The organism is Mycobacterium sp. IDUB_24 (genome assembly GCF_055419385.1).
In genome coordinates, this window is sequence record NZ_JBVAXO010000002.1 from 125,282 (window position 1) to 140,698 (window position 15,417).

Consider the following 15,417-nt stretch of genomic DNA (forward strand, 5'->3'; position numbering starts at 1 on the left):
TGACGGGCCGATTCGCGAGTAGCGTCGAGGCCATGGCTGCTGCTGATTCCGACGCTGATTCCGATGCCGTCCGCGAATTGCTGCGCGACGCATTCACCCGGCTCATTGAGCATGTCGACGATCTCACCGACGGGCTGACCGAGGCGGTGTCGGGTTACCGGCCCACCCCGCAGGCCAACAGCATCGCCTGGCTGATCTGGCACAGCGCACGCTGTCAGGACATGCAGTTGTGCGACATCGCCGGGATGGAACAGGTGTGGACCCGTGACGGCTGGAAGGACCGGTTCGGGCTCGACCTGCCGGCCGACGACATCGGGTACGGCCACAGTCCCGAGGATGTTGCGAAGGTGCACGCCCCGGCCGAGCTGCTGGCGGGGTACTACCTGGCGGTGCACAAGGTGACGCTGGCCTACATCGCCGGGGTGACCGCCGATGATCTCGGCCGCATCGTCGATACCCGGTGGAATCCGCCGGTGACGGCCAGTGCGCGGCTGGTCAGCATCATCGACGATTGCGCCCAGCACCTGGGCCAGGCCGCGTATCTGCGCGGCATCATCCCTTGATCGCCCGGTGGTGGCCGGTAGTCGGTCTCGCCGCCATGGTGCTGCTCGGCTGGGCGGTACGCACCGGACCGGTGCCGATCGATGACTGGTTTCAGCACATCGGCGTCGAACTCGGTTCGTATCGGGCCGTGTTCCTGGTGTTCACCAAGCCGTTGCTGGTGGCGGCCGCATTGCTGGCCGGCATCGTCGTGGCCCTGCGACAACACCGCAAGCGGTTTGCGCTCGCCATGGTGCTGAGTCCGCTGGTGGCGATCACCATCGTGCGCGTCATCAAGCCGATCTTCGGCAGGGAGAAGGGTGGCGCGCTGGCGTATCCCAGCGGCCACACCACTTTCCTCGTGGCGGTGACGAGCCTTCTCGTGCTGCTGGCGGGCATGAGGCTGTGGGCCCTGGTCGTCGCGGTCAGCATCGTCCTGCTCGGCATGTTCGGTCTGTCGATCACGTTTCACTACTTCACCGACACGATCGGCGGGGTTCTGCTGGGCACCTCGGTGGTGGGCATCGCCGTGATGTTCGCCCGCGATGAGCAATTTGGCCACTTGGACAGCGCCTCGCCTGATCTTCGCTGAGCGATCATCTGCCGGTCTCACCCATTTTGGGTGATGGCAATTCAGATGGCGGAGCCGGCAGGTGCCGAGAAGCACCCGATCTCCGCGGGATCTTTTCAAGATCGATTAACGGTCAAGTACCAGTTGATAGTTCAGTTCAGCCGGGTTGTTGCCCCGTGTTGCATTCCGCAAGTCTTCAGTCCCGGCACCGCACCTCGGCAAACCCCTTATGTTGGCGCGAGCTGCGCAGATGGCTACTTTCCTGTCTTTGCGGCAACAGTGTCGGAAGTGAAGGTATTTGCATGTGCAAGAACCGCAAAATTATCACCTGAGAAAAACCTGAGATCTTGATTAGTGGCAGGTAAGTTTCGGCGCGTACCGAGCAATCGGTCAGCCCAAACAGCAAGTCATCGAGGGGATTTCACCTATGCACAGTCGTGTCAACAGTCGTGTCTCGAGCGGTTTCACCGCGTGCGTCGCCGTCGCCGCCGCCGGCGTCATCGCGATCACTCCGGTCGTGTCGTCGACGCCCACGCCGCCGCGTGTCGTCGATGCTCAGGCCGCGCTGATGGCCAGCTTCGAGAGCAAGGATCAAATCGCCCTGACGATCATCGCCGGCGAGCGCCTCGTCGACCAGTTCGTCCAGGCACCGCTGACTCCCTTCGTCCTTGCGGCCCAGCTTGCGGGCGGCGACAAGGAGCGGCTGTTCTCCCAGATTCGGCAGATCGTCGATTCACCGCTCTATGTCGCGGATCCGCTCATCGAGGCGATTGCGATCACGTTGCCGGCTGACTTCGGTGGCGGCTCGGACCACGTGACCAACACCTCGGCCGGTGACGGCGCCTTCATGCAGTTCCGCAACAACGAACTCCTGGGCCTCCGGGATGACATCAACGCTCAGTTCGCTGCGGCCCTCGGGGTCGGTACCCCGTGGCCCAACGAGAACTACGTCGCGGCGCTCGCTCAGGGACTGCAGCAGTCTGCAGTGCGGACCGTCAACGGTGCTCTGCTCGGAGCGGCCGGTGTTGTCTCGGTTGCCCAGGCGATCGCTTCGGGTGACAACGTCGCGGTCTACAAGGCAGTCCGCGAGTACATCGATGCCCCGCAATGGGCGATCGATCCCGCCATCGAGGGGCTTGCCGAAGCGCTCCCTGCGTCGCTCGGCGGGGGTACCAACCACATTCCCGAGGATCCGACGGGTGATGGCGCTCTCATGCAGTTCCGCAACAACCAGATGCTCGGCGCGAGGAACGCCGTGCGGGTCGCGGCTGCGAACGCCCTCGGGGTCGACGTGAACGCCGACGGCAGCTTGCCCACCAACAATCTCAACCGCGCGCAGCTGTCAGCCGGTGACGACGAGCCAGGCGCCGACGCGCCGAAGGTGAACAAGCTCAAGCCCCACGTCACCAGCCTCAACGCCCAGTTGACCGATGCCAAGGACAAGGCCGAGAAGCGGAGGGACAAGGCCAAGGCGAATGTCGACAAGGTCGTGAAGAAGGTGCGCGCGGCCGCCGACAGGACGGCCAAGAAGTTCAACCCGAAGAAGGGCTCAGAGGACTGAGCACTGCCGGCGTGGAGCGCGGTGGCGAGGGGTCGCCGCGCTCTCGGTAATCCTCCCCTCGAAATCGGCGAGATGGTCGCTCACGCGTACGCGGGGCGGCCATTTCGCCGATCTGGGCACCCGGGTGCGGCCCACCAACTTGACAGGTGTCAACCCCGGTGCGACGTGCGTCACAAACGGCGATTAACATAGGCGCCATGACAGCGACGCCAGAAGTAGCTCTGACCGGAGAGTTCACGGGCTCCGGCACCATTCACAACCCCGCGACCGGTGCCGTCGCCGGCCAGGTGACCTGGACCGACGCCGCCGACGTGCCGCGTATCGCGGCGGGTCTGCGGGAAGCGCAAAGAGAGTGGGAGGCCCGCGGCGCCAAAGGCCGTGCCAAGGTCCTGTCCCGCTACGCCGTATGGCTGGGGGACCACCGCGAGGAGATCGAGAAACTCCTGATCGCCGAGACCGGTAAGTCGGCCATGGATGCCGCGCAGGAGGTCCCGCTGCTGATCATGATCCTCTCGTACTACGTCAAGGTGGTCGAGAAGGCGATGGCGCCGGATTCCCGGCCGGCCCCGCTGCCCTTCCTGTCCATCAAGAAGATCGCCGTGCATTACCGGCCGCGGCCCGTCATCGGGATCATCGCGCCGTGGAACTACCCCGTGGCCAACGCGATGATGGACGCCATCGGCGCCCTGGCCGCCGGGTGCGCGGTACTGCTCAAGCCGTCGGAGCGCACTCCGCTGACCGCCGAGGTGCTGCTGCGCGGCTGGCTGGACTCCGGTGCCCCCGAGGTGTTCGCGCTGGCGCAGGGTGCACGTGCGGTGTCCGAGGCCGTCATCGACAACTCGGACTACATCCAGTTCACCGGGTCCAGCGCCACGGGCGCCAAGGTGATGGAACGCGCCGCGCGCCGCCTGACCCCGGTGAGCCTGGAGCTGGGTGGCAAGGACCCGATGATCGTGCTGGAAGACGCCGACGTCGAGCTGGCCGCGAATGCCGCGGTGTGGGGCGCGATGTTCAATGCCGGCCAGACGTGTGTGTCCGTCGAGCGGGTGTACGCGCTCGAGCCCGTCTACGACCAGTTCGTGGCGGCCACCGTGCGTGCCGTGGAGAACCTCAAGATGGGCACCGGCGAGGGCTACCACTTCGGTTCCCAGATCGACGACAGCCAGGTGGCGATCACCGAACGTCACGTCAACGAGGCTGTCGCCGCCGGCGCCAAGGCGCTGACCGGAGGCAAGCGCCCCGAAGGCGGGGGCAGCTTCTTCGAGCCCACGGTGCTTGTCGACGTCGACCACTCGATGGCCTGCATGGCCGAGGAGACCTTCGGGCCGACGCTGCCGATCATGAAGGTCACCTCCGTCGAGGAGGCCGTCCGGCTGGCCAACGACAGCCCCTACGGGCTGAGCGCCTCGGTGTTCTCCAAGGACGTCGAGCGCGCCAAAGCGGTTGCCCTGCAGCTCGATTGCGGTGCGGTGAACGTAAATGACGTGATCTCCAACCTGATGTGCACCACTGCCCCGATGGGCGGCTGGAAGACCTCGGGTATCGGCGCGCGCTTCGGCGGGGTCGACGGGGTGCGCAAGTTCTGCAAGCAGGAGACCGTCGTGGTGCCACGCACCAATGTCGGCGCCGGCGGCAGCTACTACAACAACTCGGAGAAGGCGCTGGCCCGGATGAACAAGCTGATGACCAAGCTGGCATTGGCACGTCCGCGCCGTAAGTCCAAGTAACGACGTACCGGCCGTTCACTCCGGCGACACCTTCGTGTTCGCCGGAGTGGATACCGTCGTCCGGTGACTCTGGACATCACCGGCTACGCGGTCCGTGACGACGACGATGACGACCCCGTGCTGCTGCTGGAACCCGGCGGCGACGTCGTCGACACCTGGCGGGAGAACTACCCGTACTTCGACCGCATGTCGCGCCAGGAGTACGAGGAGCAGAAGCGGCTCCTGCAGATCGAACTGCTGAAGCTGCAGAAGTGGAGCCAGGGCAACGGGCTGCGCCACGTCATCGTCTTCGAGGGGCGTGACGCGGCCGGCAAGGGCGGCACCATCAAGCGGTTCATGGAGCACCTCAACCCCCGCGGTGCCCGCGTCGTCGCTCTCGAGAAACCCACTGAAAAAGAACGCACCCAGTGGTATTTCCAGCGCTACGTGCAACACCTGCCCGCCGCCGGCGAGATCGTCCTATTCGACCGCTCCTGGTACAACCGCGCCGGGGTGGAGCGCGTGATGGGGTACTGCTCGCCCAAACAGCATGCCGAGTTCATCCGTCAGGCCCCGCTGTTCGAGCAGATGCTGGTCAACGATGGCATCAGCCTCACCAAGCTGTGGTTCTCCGTCACTCAATCCGAGCAGCGGACCCGGTTCACCATCCGCCAGGTCGATCCGGTTCGGCAGTGGAAACTCTCACCCACCGACCTCGCGTCGCTGGACAAGTGGGACGACTACACCGCGGCCAAAGAAGACATGTTCGCCTGGACCGACACCGAAATGGCGCCCTGGACCGTGGTCAAGAGCAACGACAAGAAACGCGCCCGCATCAACGCCATGCGCTACGTGCTCGGTAAGTTCGACTACGACAACAAGGATTTTGAGGTGGTCGGCCACGCCGATCCGCTGATCGTGGGGCGTGCCCTGTCGGACTGAGCAGACTGGCCGCCGCCCGAGAACTAGGAGGACGGCGTGCGATTCGTCATGACGCTGTTCCTGTGGGTGCTGACGACGATCCTGCTCGCTGTGGCGGTGCCGTCGGCATGGGTGCAGAAGAACGTCATCGACCAGCAGGGCTACTCGGCGTTCGCCGCGGGTGCGGCCGCCGACCCGCAGTTGCAGCAGGCAGTGGCCGGTGAACTCACCACCCAGGTGCAATCCCTGGCCGCACGGAACGGCACCGAGGTCGATTCGCGGCGGATCCGTGCCGTGGCAGGCGCCTATACCGCGGGGCCGGACTTTCCCGGGCAGTTCGCACTGGCCAATCAACTCGCCCACACCTGGATGTTCACCGACCGGTTGTCGCGCAACGAGAACGGCAGTTGGGTGATCGACGTGGCCCCGATGCTCTCGGACGCCACATTCCACGAGACCCTGTCCGGCTTCGGTATCGAAGTGCCGCAAACACTTACGGTCCCCATCGCTTCTTCGGCGCCGGACAGTTTGCGACCAGGGATCCTGCGGCCGCTGGCCGTTTGGGGTCCGTGGGCGAGCGTCGGGGTGACGGTGCTGGCCGGCGTCTTCGCCCTGCTGACCCTGGCCGCGGCCCGAGCCCGCGGTAAAACCCTTGCTGCACTGGGGATTTCCGCACTGCTGGTAGGGGCGGCCGGTTGGGCCGGGCTGGAGGCGGGCCGCCGCTACCTCAACGAGGCGCTCAACCACACCAGCGGCGATATCCGCCAGATCGCCGATGCCATGACCGGCCACGCGATAACCAGCCTGCACCATTGGCTCAACCTCGCCCTGGCCGCCGGCGGTGCGCTGGTGGTGTTCGGGATCGTGGTGGCGCTGCTGGGTGGGCTGCGGCGTCGGGACTGAGGCTCAGGCTCCCCGAACACGGCCCCACAGGCGCAGATAGATCTCTGCGCCGTGGAACATGTCGGTCATCATCTCCGGGCCGGCCTGGACACGGATCGCCTCGAGCCAGTCGGCATAGCTGCCGTAGGTAGCGGTGCCATCGGTGTTGATGTCGAAAGTGCGCTCGCCCCAACGCTCCCGGTCGAAAGTCACGTGGCCGTCGTGGGAGGTGAAAGGATAGTTGACGACGCCGGCGCCGAGCGGCCCGCCCTGAGGCGCCAGGCCGTTCATATCGGAACCGAAGCCGAACCCGAAGTCGGAACTCGGGCGGTACATGGCGCGGGCCTCACGCCAGGCCCCGATGGTGCTGCCCGGCCCACCGGCGTATGGCGTGGCGAAACCGCCTACGGCATAGACACGTTGGATGGTGCGGGTGGAGCCCCAACTGTGCGAGGACACGACGCCGGGGTACTGACGCTGTTCGATGATCGTCATGACCTGGTCTGCGGTGACCTCGTCCATATGGTCGACCTCAATCAGGAAGCCCCGGTCGATCATCGCGTTGATCAGGTATCGGCCCAGATCGGTCAGGCCGCGGACATTGCAGTGCGGTCCGTCGGCGTAGAGCGGCAGCGAGGCGCCACCGATCAAAGGACCGACGAGTTTGGCCAGGAATTGATTGACATTGCCGGCAAGTGGCACCGACAACTGCGTGCTGTCCGACTCGGTCCCGTTGCAGGACTGGACATTCCAGAAGGTGCCCGTCTGCATGAAATTGCCTGCGTTGACCAACAGGCCGGTGGCTGCAGGGTCCATCTTGGTGCCGCCGAAGGCGTTGTCGAACTTGTGGATCGGGAAGAAGCTGCTGACACCGATGTTCCGGAGTTCGGTGAGCCAGCGGTCGATGTCGGCCCGCCCGCATTTCGGCTGTCCCAGAATAACGCCGCAGTTCATCGGGTCGGACAGCTCCATGCCCATGACCACCGCGAGCTTGCCGGACGCGGCCACCTGGCGCGCGGTTGCGGGATCCGTCACGATACGGAAGAAGCCCTGGCCGGGCCCTCCGGACTGCGCGTCGATGTAGTCCTGCAGTGCGCGCAAGCCGGCCGCCTGGGTGCGCACGGAAGTCATGTCGTTGCATGCGTTTCGGCGGCTGGTCATCAGCGTGCACAGTGACTCGTTGTCGACGAGGTCGACGGTCATCATGCGCAGGCCGGCCTTCCAGGTCCGCCGGATGCTGGTCCAGTAGGTGTTTTCGGTGGTGAGTACCGACGGTTTGGGCCAGTCGCGGAAGGTCGGCCAACCGCGGGTGTCGGAGGCGTGAAAGGGCTCACCGTAATCGAGGAAACTGGCCACCAGTCCGTTGGTCCCGGTGCGGTACGGCGCACAGTCGGGCAGTGCGTACATCGCGCCGAAGCGGTGCCACGGCCGTCCGCAGTGGAAGTTGCCGCCCATGAACTCGTAGGCGGTGACGTGCACATGCGGGTCGACCGTCCCGACGATCGACCCATCCGGCCCGACACCCGGGCCCGGGATTCCAGCGGTCCCATCGTTCGCCTCGGGATACTCCGCGCAGCCGGTCGCGGGCACGAACGTGACGGCTCCGCTGAGCTTGGTCACCGCATTGGTGAGGGTGAAACCAGTTGTGCCAGAACCATCTACCCGCCACACCGACGTCAATGACGGCGTGCTGACGGTATTGACCGACCGTAGCGTGGCGTTGAGCACCTCCTGGTTCCGGCCGTAGAGCAGGTATTCGCCGAGCCCGGTTGCCTGCATCCGATACGGCCCGGCGGCCGGCGCCACCGGTCCGGTCGGGGTGTCGACGAGGTAGCAGCCGTTCACCAGCGAGTAGCGCGTCTGGGCCGGATCGGCGGCGGCCGAACCCATCGCGGGTCCGGCTGCAACGGCGGTCAACACCACAGCCATTGCGGTCGACAGAAGCCTCAAAGACATTCTCCCGGTGGCGATCCCTGAATATTCTTCCCATCGCAGACCGCGCGGCCTCATGCCCGGAAGCCCCCTCTTAGTGGCCGCAGCACAGACTGCGGTTGAAGCCGAAAACATTGTCTCGGGGCATGAACCGATTACCCGGCCTGGAGGTTACCCACGACGGCCAGGCGAAGATGCCGATCGAGATCCATCGTCAGCGTTTTGTGACTCTTCCGTTAATTACGGGGCCGGGCAGGGAGAGCCCTGAGCGAGCTCTACCCGCTACGACACGTCGCCGGCGGGCGACAGCCACGTGTTGCACTCGCCGATCTTGTTCTCGCGGTAGCCCTGATCCCACCAACCACCGAAGTGTGCCGTCGATCCGTGGTCACGTGGTGCACTCGGATTCCAATCGCCACGGGTGGCGTTGTCGTCAAGTGCGGTCTGGTAGTCGGCCACGGTGAATCGTCCTCCGGTCTCGACGATGGAGCCGACGAACATGCCGGAGAAGCACTGCGCCTGCAATTCATAGCGGCGGGACAGTTCCAGGCCTTCCGCGGATTGCTCCCCCAGGGCGTGGGTCTGCTTGTACTCCTCACCCCCGGTCCCCGTGAGGGACTGGATGTGGTGGCCGTACTCATGGGCGAGCATCGCCAGGTAGATGATCGCCTTGTCCCCATATCGTTCTGCCGGCATTCCCGCCAGCGGCATGTACAGCGTTTCGTCCGAACCGCAGTACCGGGCAGGGTTTTGGCCAGGATTCGACGGGTACGTGCCACACGCAGTGGTCATGACGTCGCCCGCCGGCACCGACAGCGCCGCTCTTCGAAACTCGAATCCTGCGGCAGTGACGAGAGGTTCCCATGCGTCGTCCAAACACCGCAGGGCCGCCTGGTAGAAGGCCTCAGCAGCCGCTGCGTCGCTCGGCCAGCCAGCGGGGTTGCACGGGTGTTTGGCCAGGCCTGCGTCGAAGTTGGCGTAGATGCGGTTTTGCCCCAGCGCCGCCTCGCCGGTGGGCAGGGGCTGCGCACTGGTGGCGGTCGGGTGCGGAGTCGTGGCGGCTGTGTACGACGGCGCGGACGTGAGCTCGCTGGTGGGGACCGCGACTGCCGGGCTGTCCGGCTCTCCGGCGGTGGTGCTGCCCTGCCTGTTGAGCACGAAAACCCCGGCTGTGACCAGTGCGATCACCACCACGACGGCTGCGGCCGAGCCGATCAGGATGGCGGGGCGCCGAGACCTTCTCGGCAACGGCACAGGTGTCGGATAGGCGGGGGACGGAGCACCCCACGGGTCGGCAAAGTGCTGCTGCGGAGGCGGTCCTGATGGTGCGGTTGCCCAGGGATCGACAGCAGAAGTCCACGAGTCCGCCGGCTTGGCAGTGCCCTTCTCGGCCGGTGTGAACGGGTCGGCGCCCGCGCCGAAGGGATTGTTGTCATCCCAGGACTTGGGCGGCGGACCGAACGGACCCCACGACTGCATTTCGAGAACGATACTGGCCCGGCCAGGCGCGGCTGCGCACGAATTCCCCGCCAGGGCCCGCTAGCCGCCCAGCGTCTGCCAGAGGAACTCGTAGGTCAGCGCGGCCTTGAACGCGGCCTGCTTGTTGTCGGCCGCGCCGCCGTGGCCGCCCTCGATGTTCTCGTAGTACAGCACCCGGTGTCCTGCCGCCTCCAGCGCCGCGGTCATCTTCCTGGCATGCCCGGGATGGACCCGGTCGTCGCGGGTCGAGGTGGTGATCAGGATCGGCGGGTACGTCGCCGAGTCCGAAATATTTTGGTACGGAGAATATTTCGACATGAATTCCCAGTCCGCCGGATCGTCGGGATTGCCGTACTCGGCCACCCACGAGGCGCCCGCCAGCAACAGGTGGAAACGCTTCATGTCCAGCAACGGCACACTGCACACCAGCGCCCCGAACAACTCGGGGTAGTGGGTCAACATGACACCCATCAACAGCCCGCCGTTGCTGCCGCCGGAAGCGCCGAGTTGCTCGACTGTGGTGATTCCCCGGCGCACCAGATCTGCTGCCACCGCAGCGAAATCCTCGTACACCACATGACGGTTCTCCCGCATCGCCTGCTTGTGCCAGCCCGGGCCGTACTCGCCGCCGCCGCGGATGTTGGCCTGCACGTAGGTCCCACCGCGTTCCAGCCACGCGCGCCCGGCACCACCGATGTAACCCGGCGTCAACGAATTTTGAAATCCGCCATAGCCGTAGAGATGGGTCGGGCTCGGTTCGTCGCGGCGTCCGACCACGAAGTAGGGAACCTTCGTGCCGTCCTCGGAGGTCGCGAAATACTGCTCGACGTCGATGCCGTCGGCGTCGTAGAACGCCGGTGCGGACTTCACTTCGGTCAGCGGTCCGCCGGCTGTGCCGTACAGCAGCCGCGACGGGGTGGTGAATCCGCTTGAGTTGTAGAAGACCTCGTCCCCGAAGGGGTCGATGTCGACGACGATGGTGTCGGTTGCGGGCGGAATGTCCGGCGCGTCCCTGTGCTCCCACGTCCCGGGAGTGATGATCTCGACGTGGCTGGCGACATCGCGCAGCGTGACGAGGATCAGCTTTTCCCTGGTCCACTGCACGCCGGCCAGGCTGCTGTGTTCATCGGGTTCGTAGACCATCACGAGATCCGCTGTGCCGGAGAGGAAATCGTCGAATTTCGCGCCCAACAGCGCCCCCGCCGGATAGGTGATCCCATCCACCTGCCAGTCGGTCCGCAGCGAGATCAGCAGCCACTCCCGGTGTAGCGACAGCGACGAGTCGGTCGGCACCTTGATCTCGATCAGCTCGCCGTCGCGCACCTCGTAGCGGACGCGGTGGTAGAAGTCGGTGTAACGACCCAGTCGGGTGTGCTCGAAGCCCGGTGTCCGGTCGATCGAGGCGATCACCCGGACATCGGTCGGCTCGGCCTCGTACACCGGCTCGGCCTCGGCCAAGGGTTGGCCACGGCGCCAGCGCTTGGCGATCCGCGGGTAACCCGACTCGGTCATCGAGCCCTCGCCGAAGTCGGTGCACACCAGCAGTGTGTCCTCGTCCTCCCATGACACGGAGGACTTGGCCTCAGGCAGTTCGAACCCGTCGGATACGAATTCCCTTGTCCGCATGTCGAACTCACGCACCACGGTGGCGTCGGCACCGCCGCGGGACAGGCTGATCATGGCCAATGTGTGATCCGGCTCGATCACCTCGGGCCCGGCCCACACCCAGTTCTCGTCCTCGTCCCGGGCCAGCTCGTCGAGATCGAGGATCACGTCCCATTCGGGTTCGTCGGTGCGGTAGCTCTCCAGCGTGGTGCGCCGCCACAGGCCGCGCGGGTTCGCCTCGTCGCGCCAGAAGTTGTACAGATAGTCACCACGGCGACCTGGGTAGGGGATACGCGCATCGGTGTCGAGGATCTCCAACACGTCGGCGCGCATCTTTTCGAAACGCTCACCGCTCAGCTGGGCGATCGTCGGCTCGTTGTGCGCCCGCACCCACGCCAACGCGTCGTCGCCGGTGATGTCCTCAAGCCATAGGAAGGGGTCCGCTGCCACCCGTCCATTGTGACTGCGCGCGTACTGTGAGCTGAACAACACCGCTGCCAGTGGAAGCGAGGACGTGATGGATCGAGCACCGGCGCGGGCCCTGATCACCGTGGCCGCCGCCGATCTGCTGGCTCGGTTGCAGGAGCGCCACGGGGCATTGATGTTCCACCAGTCCGGCGGCTGCTGCGACGGATCGTCGCCGATGTGTTACCCCGACGGCGAGTTCATCGTCGGGGACCGCGACATCCTGCTGGCGGTGCTCGATGTGGGCGCTGCCGGCGTGCCGGTGTGGATCTCCGGCCCGCAGTTCGAGGCGTGGAAACACACTCAGCTGGTGATCGACGTCGTCCCCGGCCGCGGCGGTGGGTTCAGCTTGGAAGCGCCCGACGGGATGCGGTTCCTGTCTCGTGGCCGGGCCTTCACCGACCAGGAGAACGCGCTGCTGGCCGCGCAATCCCTGGTGACCGGCGCGCAGTACAGCGCCGGCGCCCGTCCACCCGACATCGGCAGCCACCTCGTCGACGAAGCCGCCGACGCCTGCCCGGTACCCGGGGGACGCGCCGCGCAGATGTAGCGGGTCGCACGGGTCGCGGCGTTATCGTCGAAGAGTGATTCCGCTGCCACGGGCGTGGCTGCTGACCGGCGCAATGTCGGTCGGCGTAGCGGTCGGGCTGCTGACCGGGATCGCGACGACATTGCTGGTGACGGTCTCCGTCCGGCCGGATGTGGTGATTGCCCTGGTCCTCGGGGTACCCGGTGTCCTCGGGACGCTTCTGGTGCTCCTCTCGGGGCGGCGCTGGGTCACCACACTCGGGGCGTTCGCCCTGGCCATCGCGCCCGGCTGGTTCGGTGCGCTGGCGATCATCCAGGTGGCATCCCATGGCTGAAGACGTCGACACCTCCACCGCTGACTTCGCGCCGCTGTTCGACACCGGGGAAAACGAGATCGTTGCCGACGAATCGTCGGCCGGTCTGACGCCCGCGGAAGACATGACGCCGGACCAGGTGGAATCCGACGACGCACCGTCGGCGCCGCTGCCCGCGCCGGCCCCCTCCATCGTCGTCGAGGGGTCGTATCTGTCGGTGAAGTGGTGGACGTTCGTGGGCGTGCTGGCCGCGGTGTGGTTCGTCTCGGCCGCGGCAGGCGCGGGCCTGTACTACTACTGGTATCAGTCGGTCGACAAGACCTGGCCGGTGTTCGTCGCGCTCGCCTACGTCGTCGCCACCACGGTCGGTGCGCTGCTGGCATCGACGGCGCAGCGCAAACCGGTGATATCGGCCCTGGCCATCGCGCTGATGTCGGCGCCGCTGGCGGCGATGGGCGCTGCGGCGGTTTTCTATGGTGCCTACGTGTTCGGCTGGATCGCCCGGTAGGACCATTGCGCGGCCCACTAGGGTGGGGTCGTGACCCACTTTGACGTCGTCGTTCTCGGAGCTGGTCCCGGTGGATACGTCGCGGCCATTCGTGCCGCCCAACTGGGGCTGAACACCGCAATTGTCGAACCCAAATACTGGGGCGGCGTGTGCCTCAATGTCGGGTGTATCCCGTCCAAGGCGCTGCTGCGCAACGCCGAACTCGCGCACATCTTCAACAAGGAAGCCAAGACCTTCGGTATCAGCGGTGAGGCCACCTTCGATTACGGTGCCGCCTTCGACCGGAGCCGCAAGGTCGCCGACGGCCGCGTCGCCGGCGTGCACTTCCTGATGAAGAAGAACAAGATCACCGAGATCCACGGCTACGGCACCTTCACCGGGCCCAAGGCAATGTCGGTGAAGCTCAACGAGGGCGGGACAGACGAGCTCACCTTCGACAACGCCATCATCGCCACCGGGTCGTCGACCCGTCTGGTGCCGGGTACCTCGTTGTCCGACAACGTCGTCACCTACGAAACCCAGATCCTCTCGCGTGACCTGCCGGGCTCGATCATCATCGCCGGTGCCGGTGCGATCGGCATGGAATTTGCCTACGTGCTCAAGAACTACGGCGTCGACGTCACCATCGTCGAGTTCCTGCCGCGTGCGCTGCCCAACGAGGACGCCGAGGTCTCCAAGGAGATCGAGAAGCAGTACAAGAAGCTGGGCGTGAAGATCCTGACCGGTACCAAGGTCGAGGGCATCTCGGACAAGGGGGGCGAGGGCCCCGTTGTCGTGACGGTCAGCAAGGACGGCAAGTCCGAAGAGCTCAAGGCCGACAAGGTGCTGCAGGCCATCGGTTTCGGGCCCAACGTCGAGGGCTACGGCCTGGAGGCCGCAGGCGTGGCGCTGACCGATCGCAAGGCCATCGGCATCGACGATTACATGCGCACCAATGTGCCGGGGATCTACGCCATCGGCGACGTCACCGGCAAGCTGCAGCTGGCCCACGTGGCCGAGGCCCAAGGTGTTGTCGCGGCCGAAACCATCGGCGGCGCAGAGACTCTGGCGCTGGGCGACTACCGGATGATGCCGCGCGCCACGTTCTGTCAGCCGCAGGTGGCCAGCTTCGGGCTCACCGAGGAGCAGGCCAAGGCCGAGGGCTATGACGTCGTCGTCGCCAAGTTCCCGTTCACCGCCAACGGCAAGGCGCACGGCTTGGCGGATCCGACCGGTTTCGTGAAGCTGATCGCCGACAAGAAGCACCTCGAACTGATCGGGGGGCACCTGATCGGGCCGGATGTCTCCGAGCTGTTGCCGGAGTTGACCTTGGCGCAGAAGTGGGATTTGACCGCCCACGAGCTGGCCCGCAACGTGCACACCCACCCGACCCTGTCGGAGGCGCTGCAGGAGTGCTTCCACGGTCTGGCCGGCCACATGATCAACTTTTGAGAAACGAAATCGTCGCCGGCATAGCCGGATTGGTGGTCGGCCACATCCTGTGGCTGGCCGCCATCACATTGGCCACCGAAGGCTCCCGGGTCAACATCTGGGTGCTGCTGGTCGCTGCCTTGTCGTTCATCGGTGGGGCCGCGGGCGCCTACTTCGGCCGGCGCAAGTACCAGCAGAAATCCCACACCTGGGCGGCGTTCCTGTGGGCGCTGCCGGTGTCCCCGGTGATCTTCTCCCTCGTGCTGCTCGGGGTCACCTACCTCTGATGCGATTTGGGTGCATCCGGTAACGCCGGCCGTTACCGGATGCACCGAAATCACTCAGTCGGGGAAGTCCAGCGGGATCCGGAGCGTCGTCATGGTGGCGGCCAGGCCGTCGTATTGGCTCGCCAGCATGCAGAATTCGATGAGCTGCTGCTTGGTGAGCAGGGTGGACAGCGCGCCCCAGGTTTCCGCGGAGACGGAGCGGGTGACGACGAACTCGTCGGTCGCGGTGATCAACACCCGCTGACGGTCGGTGAGGCCCTCGGCGTCGGGACCCTCGAAGATCCTGGCCTGGGTCTCGGCGTCGACGCCGCGGCTGCGGGCCAGCCGGCGGTGCTGCTGCAGCTCGTATTCACAATCACGCAGATGGCCCACCCGGAGGATGACGAGCTCGGCATCCTGACGCGGCAACTTGCCCAGGGGGCCGAGCAGCAGCCCGGAATACGGCAGCCAGGCCAGGAACAACAGCTTGTGCTGGCCCAGTACGTTCATCAAGGTGAACCGGGGCGCACGGATGGCCCTGGCGCCCAGCTTGGCAATGGCCCAATTGACCGGGCCCAGCTCGCGGAATCCGCCCGGCGCGATGCGGGCCGGCTCGAGTGCACTCACCCAGCCGAGTCTGGCACAGGCGGAGCGGCCGGGGTGTGCGCACCGGTTTCTTCAGCCGGGCTGCTGATCGGCCGTCGCCACGGCCCAGGGGCAGAAAGCGGC

At 65.8% G+C, this 15,417-nt stretch carries 15 protein-coding genes; 11 read left to right on the forward strand and 4 right to left on the reverse strand.

Features of this window, described 5'->3' with window-relative positions; translation table 11 throughout:
• The first annotated feature begins 32 nt into the window (after nucleotides 1–32).
• The 6 genes from ACZYZF_RS08245 to ACZYZF_RS08270 all read left to right on the forward strand — a co-directional run bounded on the left by ACZYZF_RS08245 (nucleotide 33) and on the right by ACZYZF_RS08270 (nucleotide 6,202).
• Nucleotides 33–563 carry a mycothiol transferase gene (locus ACZYZF_RS08245; RefSeq protein ID WP_463742667.1) on the forward strand — a complete coding sequence of 177 codons (531 nt, stop codon included), beginning with the start codon at nucleotides 33–35 and terminating at the stop codon, nucleotides 561–563.
• A complete protein-coding gene (locus tag ACZYZF_RS08250; protein WP_463742666.1) occupies nucleotides 560–1,132 on the forward strand; it encodes a phosphatase PAP2 family protein in 573 nt (190 codons plus the stop codon). The genes ACZYZF_RS08245 and ACZYZF_RS08250 overlap by 4 nt, the downstream gene beginning before the upstream one ends.
• A 406-nt stretch (nucleotides 1,133–1,538) precedes the next feature.
• Nucleotides 1,539–2,672, forward strand: coding sequence for a hypothetical protein (locus ACZYZF_RS08255; RefSeq protein ID WP_463835249.1), 1,134 nt, complete (start codon nucleotides 1,539–1,541; stop codon nucleotides 2,670–2,672).
• Between the two features lie 197 nt (nucleotides 2,673–2,869).
• Nucleotides 2,870–4,399 (forward strand): aldehyde dehydrogenase family protein, encoded by a 1,530-nt coding sequence (locus tag ACZYZF_RS08260; protein ID WP_463742664.1) that lies wholly within the window; start codon nucleotides 2,870–2,872, stop codon nucleotides 4,397–4,399.
• Between the two features lie 63 nt (nucleotides 4,400–4,462).
• A complete protein-coding gene (gene ppk2, locus ACZYZF_RS08265) occupies nucleotides 4,463–5,320 on the forward strand; it encodes a polyphosphate kinase 2 (protein ID WP_463742663.1) in 858 nt (285 codons plus the stop codon).
• 36 nt (nucleotides 5,321–5,356) lie between these two features.
• On the forward strand, nucleotides 5,357–6,202 hold the full coding sequence (locus tag ACZYZF_RS08270) for a hypothetical protein (protein WP_463742662.1): 846 nt from the start codon (nucleotides 5,357–5,359) through the stop codon (nucleotides 6,200–6,202).
• 3 nt (nucleotides 6,203–6,205) lie between these two features.
• Here the strand turns inward: ACZYZF_RS08270 and ACZYZF_RS08275 are convergent, their stop codons facing one another.
• From ACZYZF_RS08275 to ACZYZF_RS08285, 3 genes are all read right to left on the reverse strand, one after another.
• Nucleotides 6,206–8,110, reverse strand: coding sequence for a peptidase (locus tag ACZYZF_RS08275; protein WP_463835251.1), 1,905 nt, complete (start codon nucleotides 8,108–8,110; stop codon nucleotides 6,206–6,208).
• Nucleotides 8,111–8,395: 285 nt separating this feature from the next.
• Nucleotides 8,396–9,592, reverse strand: coding sequence for a neutral zinc metallopeptidase (locus ACZYZF_RS08280; protein WP_463835252.1), 1,197 nt, complete (start codon nucleotides 9,590–9,592; stop codon nucleotides 8,396–8,398).
• A gap of 60 nt (nucleotides 9,593–9,652) precedes the next feature.
• A complete protein-coding gene (locus tag ACZYZF_RS08285) occupies nucleotides 9,653–11,689 on the reverse strand; it encodes a prolyl oligopeptidase family serine peptidase (protein ID WP_463835253.1) in 2,037 nt (678 codons plus the stop codon).
• A 25-nt stretch (nucleotides 11,690–11,714) separates the two neighbouring features.
• Here ACZYZF_RS08285 and ACZYZF_RS08290 point away from each other — a divergent pair, with 25 nt between their 5' ends.
• Genes ACZYZF_RS08290 through ACZYZF_RS08310 form a run of 5 tightly spaced genes read left to right on the forward strand, consistent with a single transcriptional unit; the run spans nucleotide 11,715 to nucleotide 14,709 of the window.
• Nucleotides 11,715–12,212 carry a DUF779 domain-containing protein gene (locus ACZYZF_RS08290; RefSeq protein ID WP_463835255.1) on the forward strand — a complete coding sequence of 166 codons (498 nt, stop codon included), beginning with the start codon at nucleotides 11,715–11,717 and terminating at the stop codon, nucleotides 12,210–12,212.
• A 34-nt stretch (nucleotides 12,213–12,246) separates the two neighbouring features.
• On the forward strand, nucleotides 12,247–12,525 hold the full coding sequence (locus ACZYZF_RS08295) for a putative holin (RefSeq protein ID WP_463742657.1): 279 nt from the start codon (nucleotides 12,247–12,249) through the stop codon (nucleotides 12,523–12,525).
• Nucleotides 12,518–13,012, forward strand: a complete 495-nt coding sequence (locus ACZYZF_RS08300; RefSeq protein ID WP_463742656.1) for a hypothetical protein — start codon at nucleotides 12,518–12,520, stop codon at nucleotides 13,010–13,012. The genes ACZYZF_RS08295 and ACZYZF_RS08300 overlap by 8 nt, the downstream gene beginning before the upstream one ends.
• Before the next feature lie 30 nt (nucleotides 13,013–13,042).
• On the forward strand, nucleotides 13,043–14,443 hold the full coding sequence (gene lpdA / locus ACZYZF_RS08305; protein ID WP_463835256.1) for a dihydrolipoyl dehydrogenase: 1,401 nt from the start codon (nucleotides 13,043–13,045) through the stop codon (nucleotides 14,441–14,443).
• A complete protein-coding gene (locus ACZYZF_RS08310; protein WP_463835257.1) occupies nucleotides 14,440–14,709 on the forward strand; it encodes a flagellar basal body-associated FliL family protein in 270 nt (89 codons plus the stop codon). The genes lpdA and ACZYZF_RS08310 overlap by 4 nt, the downstream gene beginning before the upstream one ends.
• Nucleotides 14,710–14,763: 54 nt before the next feature.
• Here the strand turns inward: ACZYZF_RS08310 and ACZYZF_RS08315 are convergent, their stop codons facing one another.
• A complete protein-coding gene (locus ACZYZF_RS08315) occupies nucleotides 14,764–15,315 on the reverse strand; it encodes a carboxymuconolactone decarboxylase family protein (protein ID WP_463835258.1) in 552 nt (183 codons plus the stop codon).
• Nucleotides 15,316–15,417 lie beyond the last annotated feature (102 nt).

Coding starts and splice junctions, on each gene's coding strand:
- ACZYZF_RS08275 (WP_463835251.1), bottom strand. CDS start 8,110: ATGGCTGTGGTGTTGACCGCCGTTGCAGCCGGACCCGCGATGGGTTCG.
- ACZYZF_RS08290 (WP_463835255.1), top strand. CDS start 11,715: ATGGATCGAGCACCGGCGCGGGCCCTGATCACCGTGGCCGCCGCCGAT.
- ACZYZF_RS08255 (WP_463835249.1), top strand. CDS start 1,539: ATGCACAGTCGTGTCAACAGTCGTGTCTCGAGCGGTTTCACCGCGTGC.
- ACZYZF_RS08280 (WP_463835252.1), bottom strand. CDS start 9,592: ATGCAGTCGTGGGGTCCGTTCGGTCCGCCGCCCAAGTCCTGGGATGAC.
- ACZYZF_RS08300 (WP_463742656.1), top strand. CDS start 12,518: ATGGCTGAAGACGTCGACACCTCCACCGCTGACTTCGCGCCGCTGTTC.
- ACZYZF_RS08260 (WP_463742664.1), top strand. CDS start 2,870: ATGACAGCGACGCCAGAAGTAGCTCTGACCGGAGAGTTCACGGGCTCC.
- ACZYZF_RS08245 (WP_463742667.1), top strand. CDS start 33: ATGGCTGCTGCTGATTCCGACGCTGATTCCGATGCCGTCCGCGAATTG.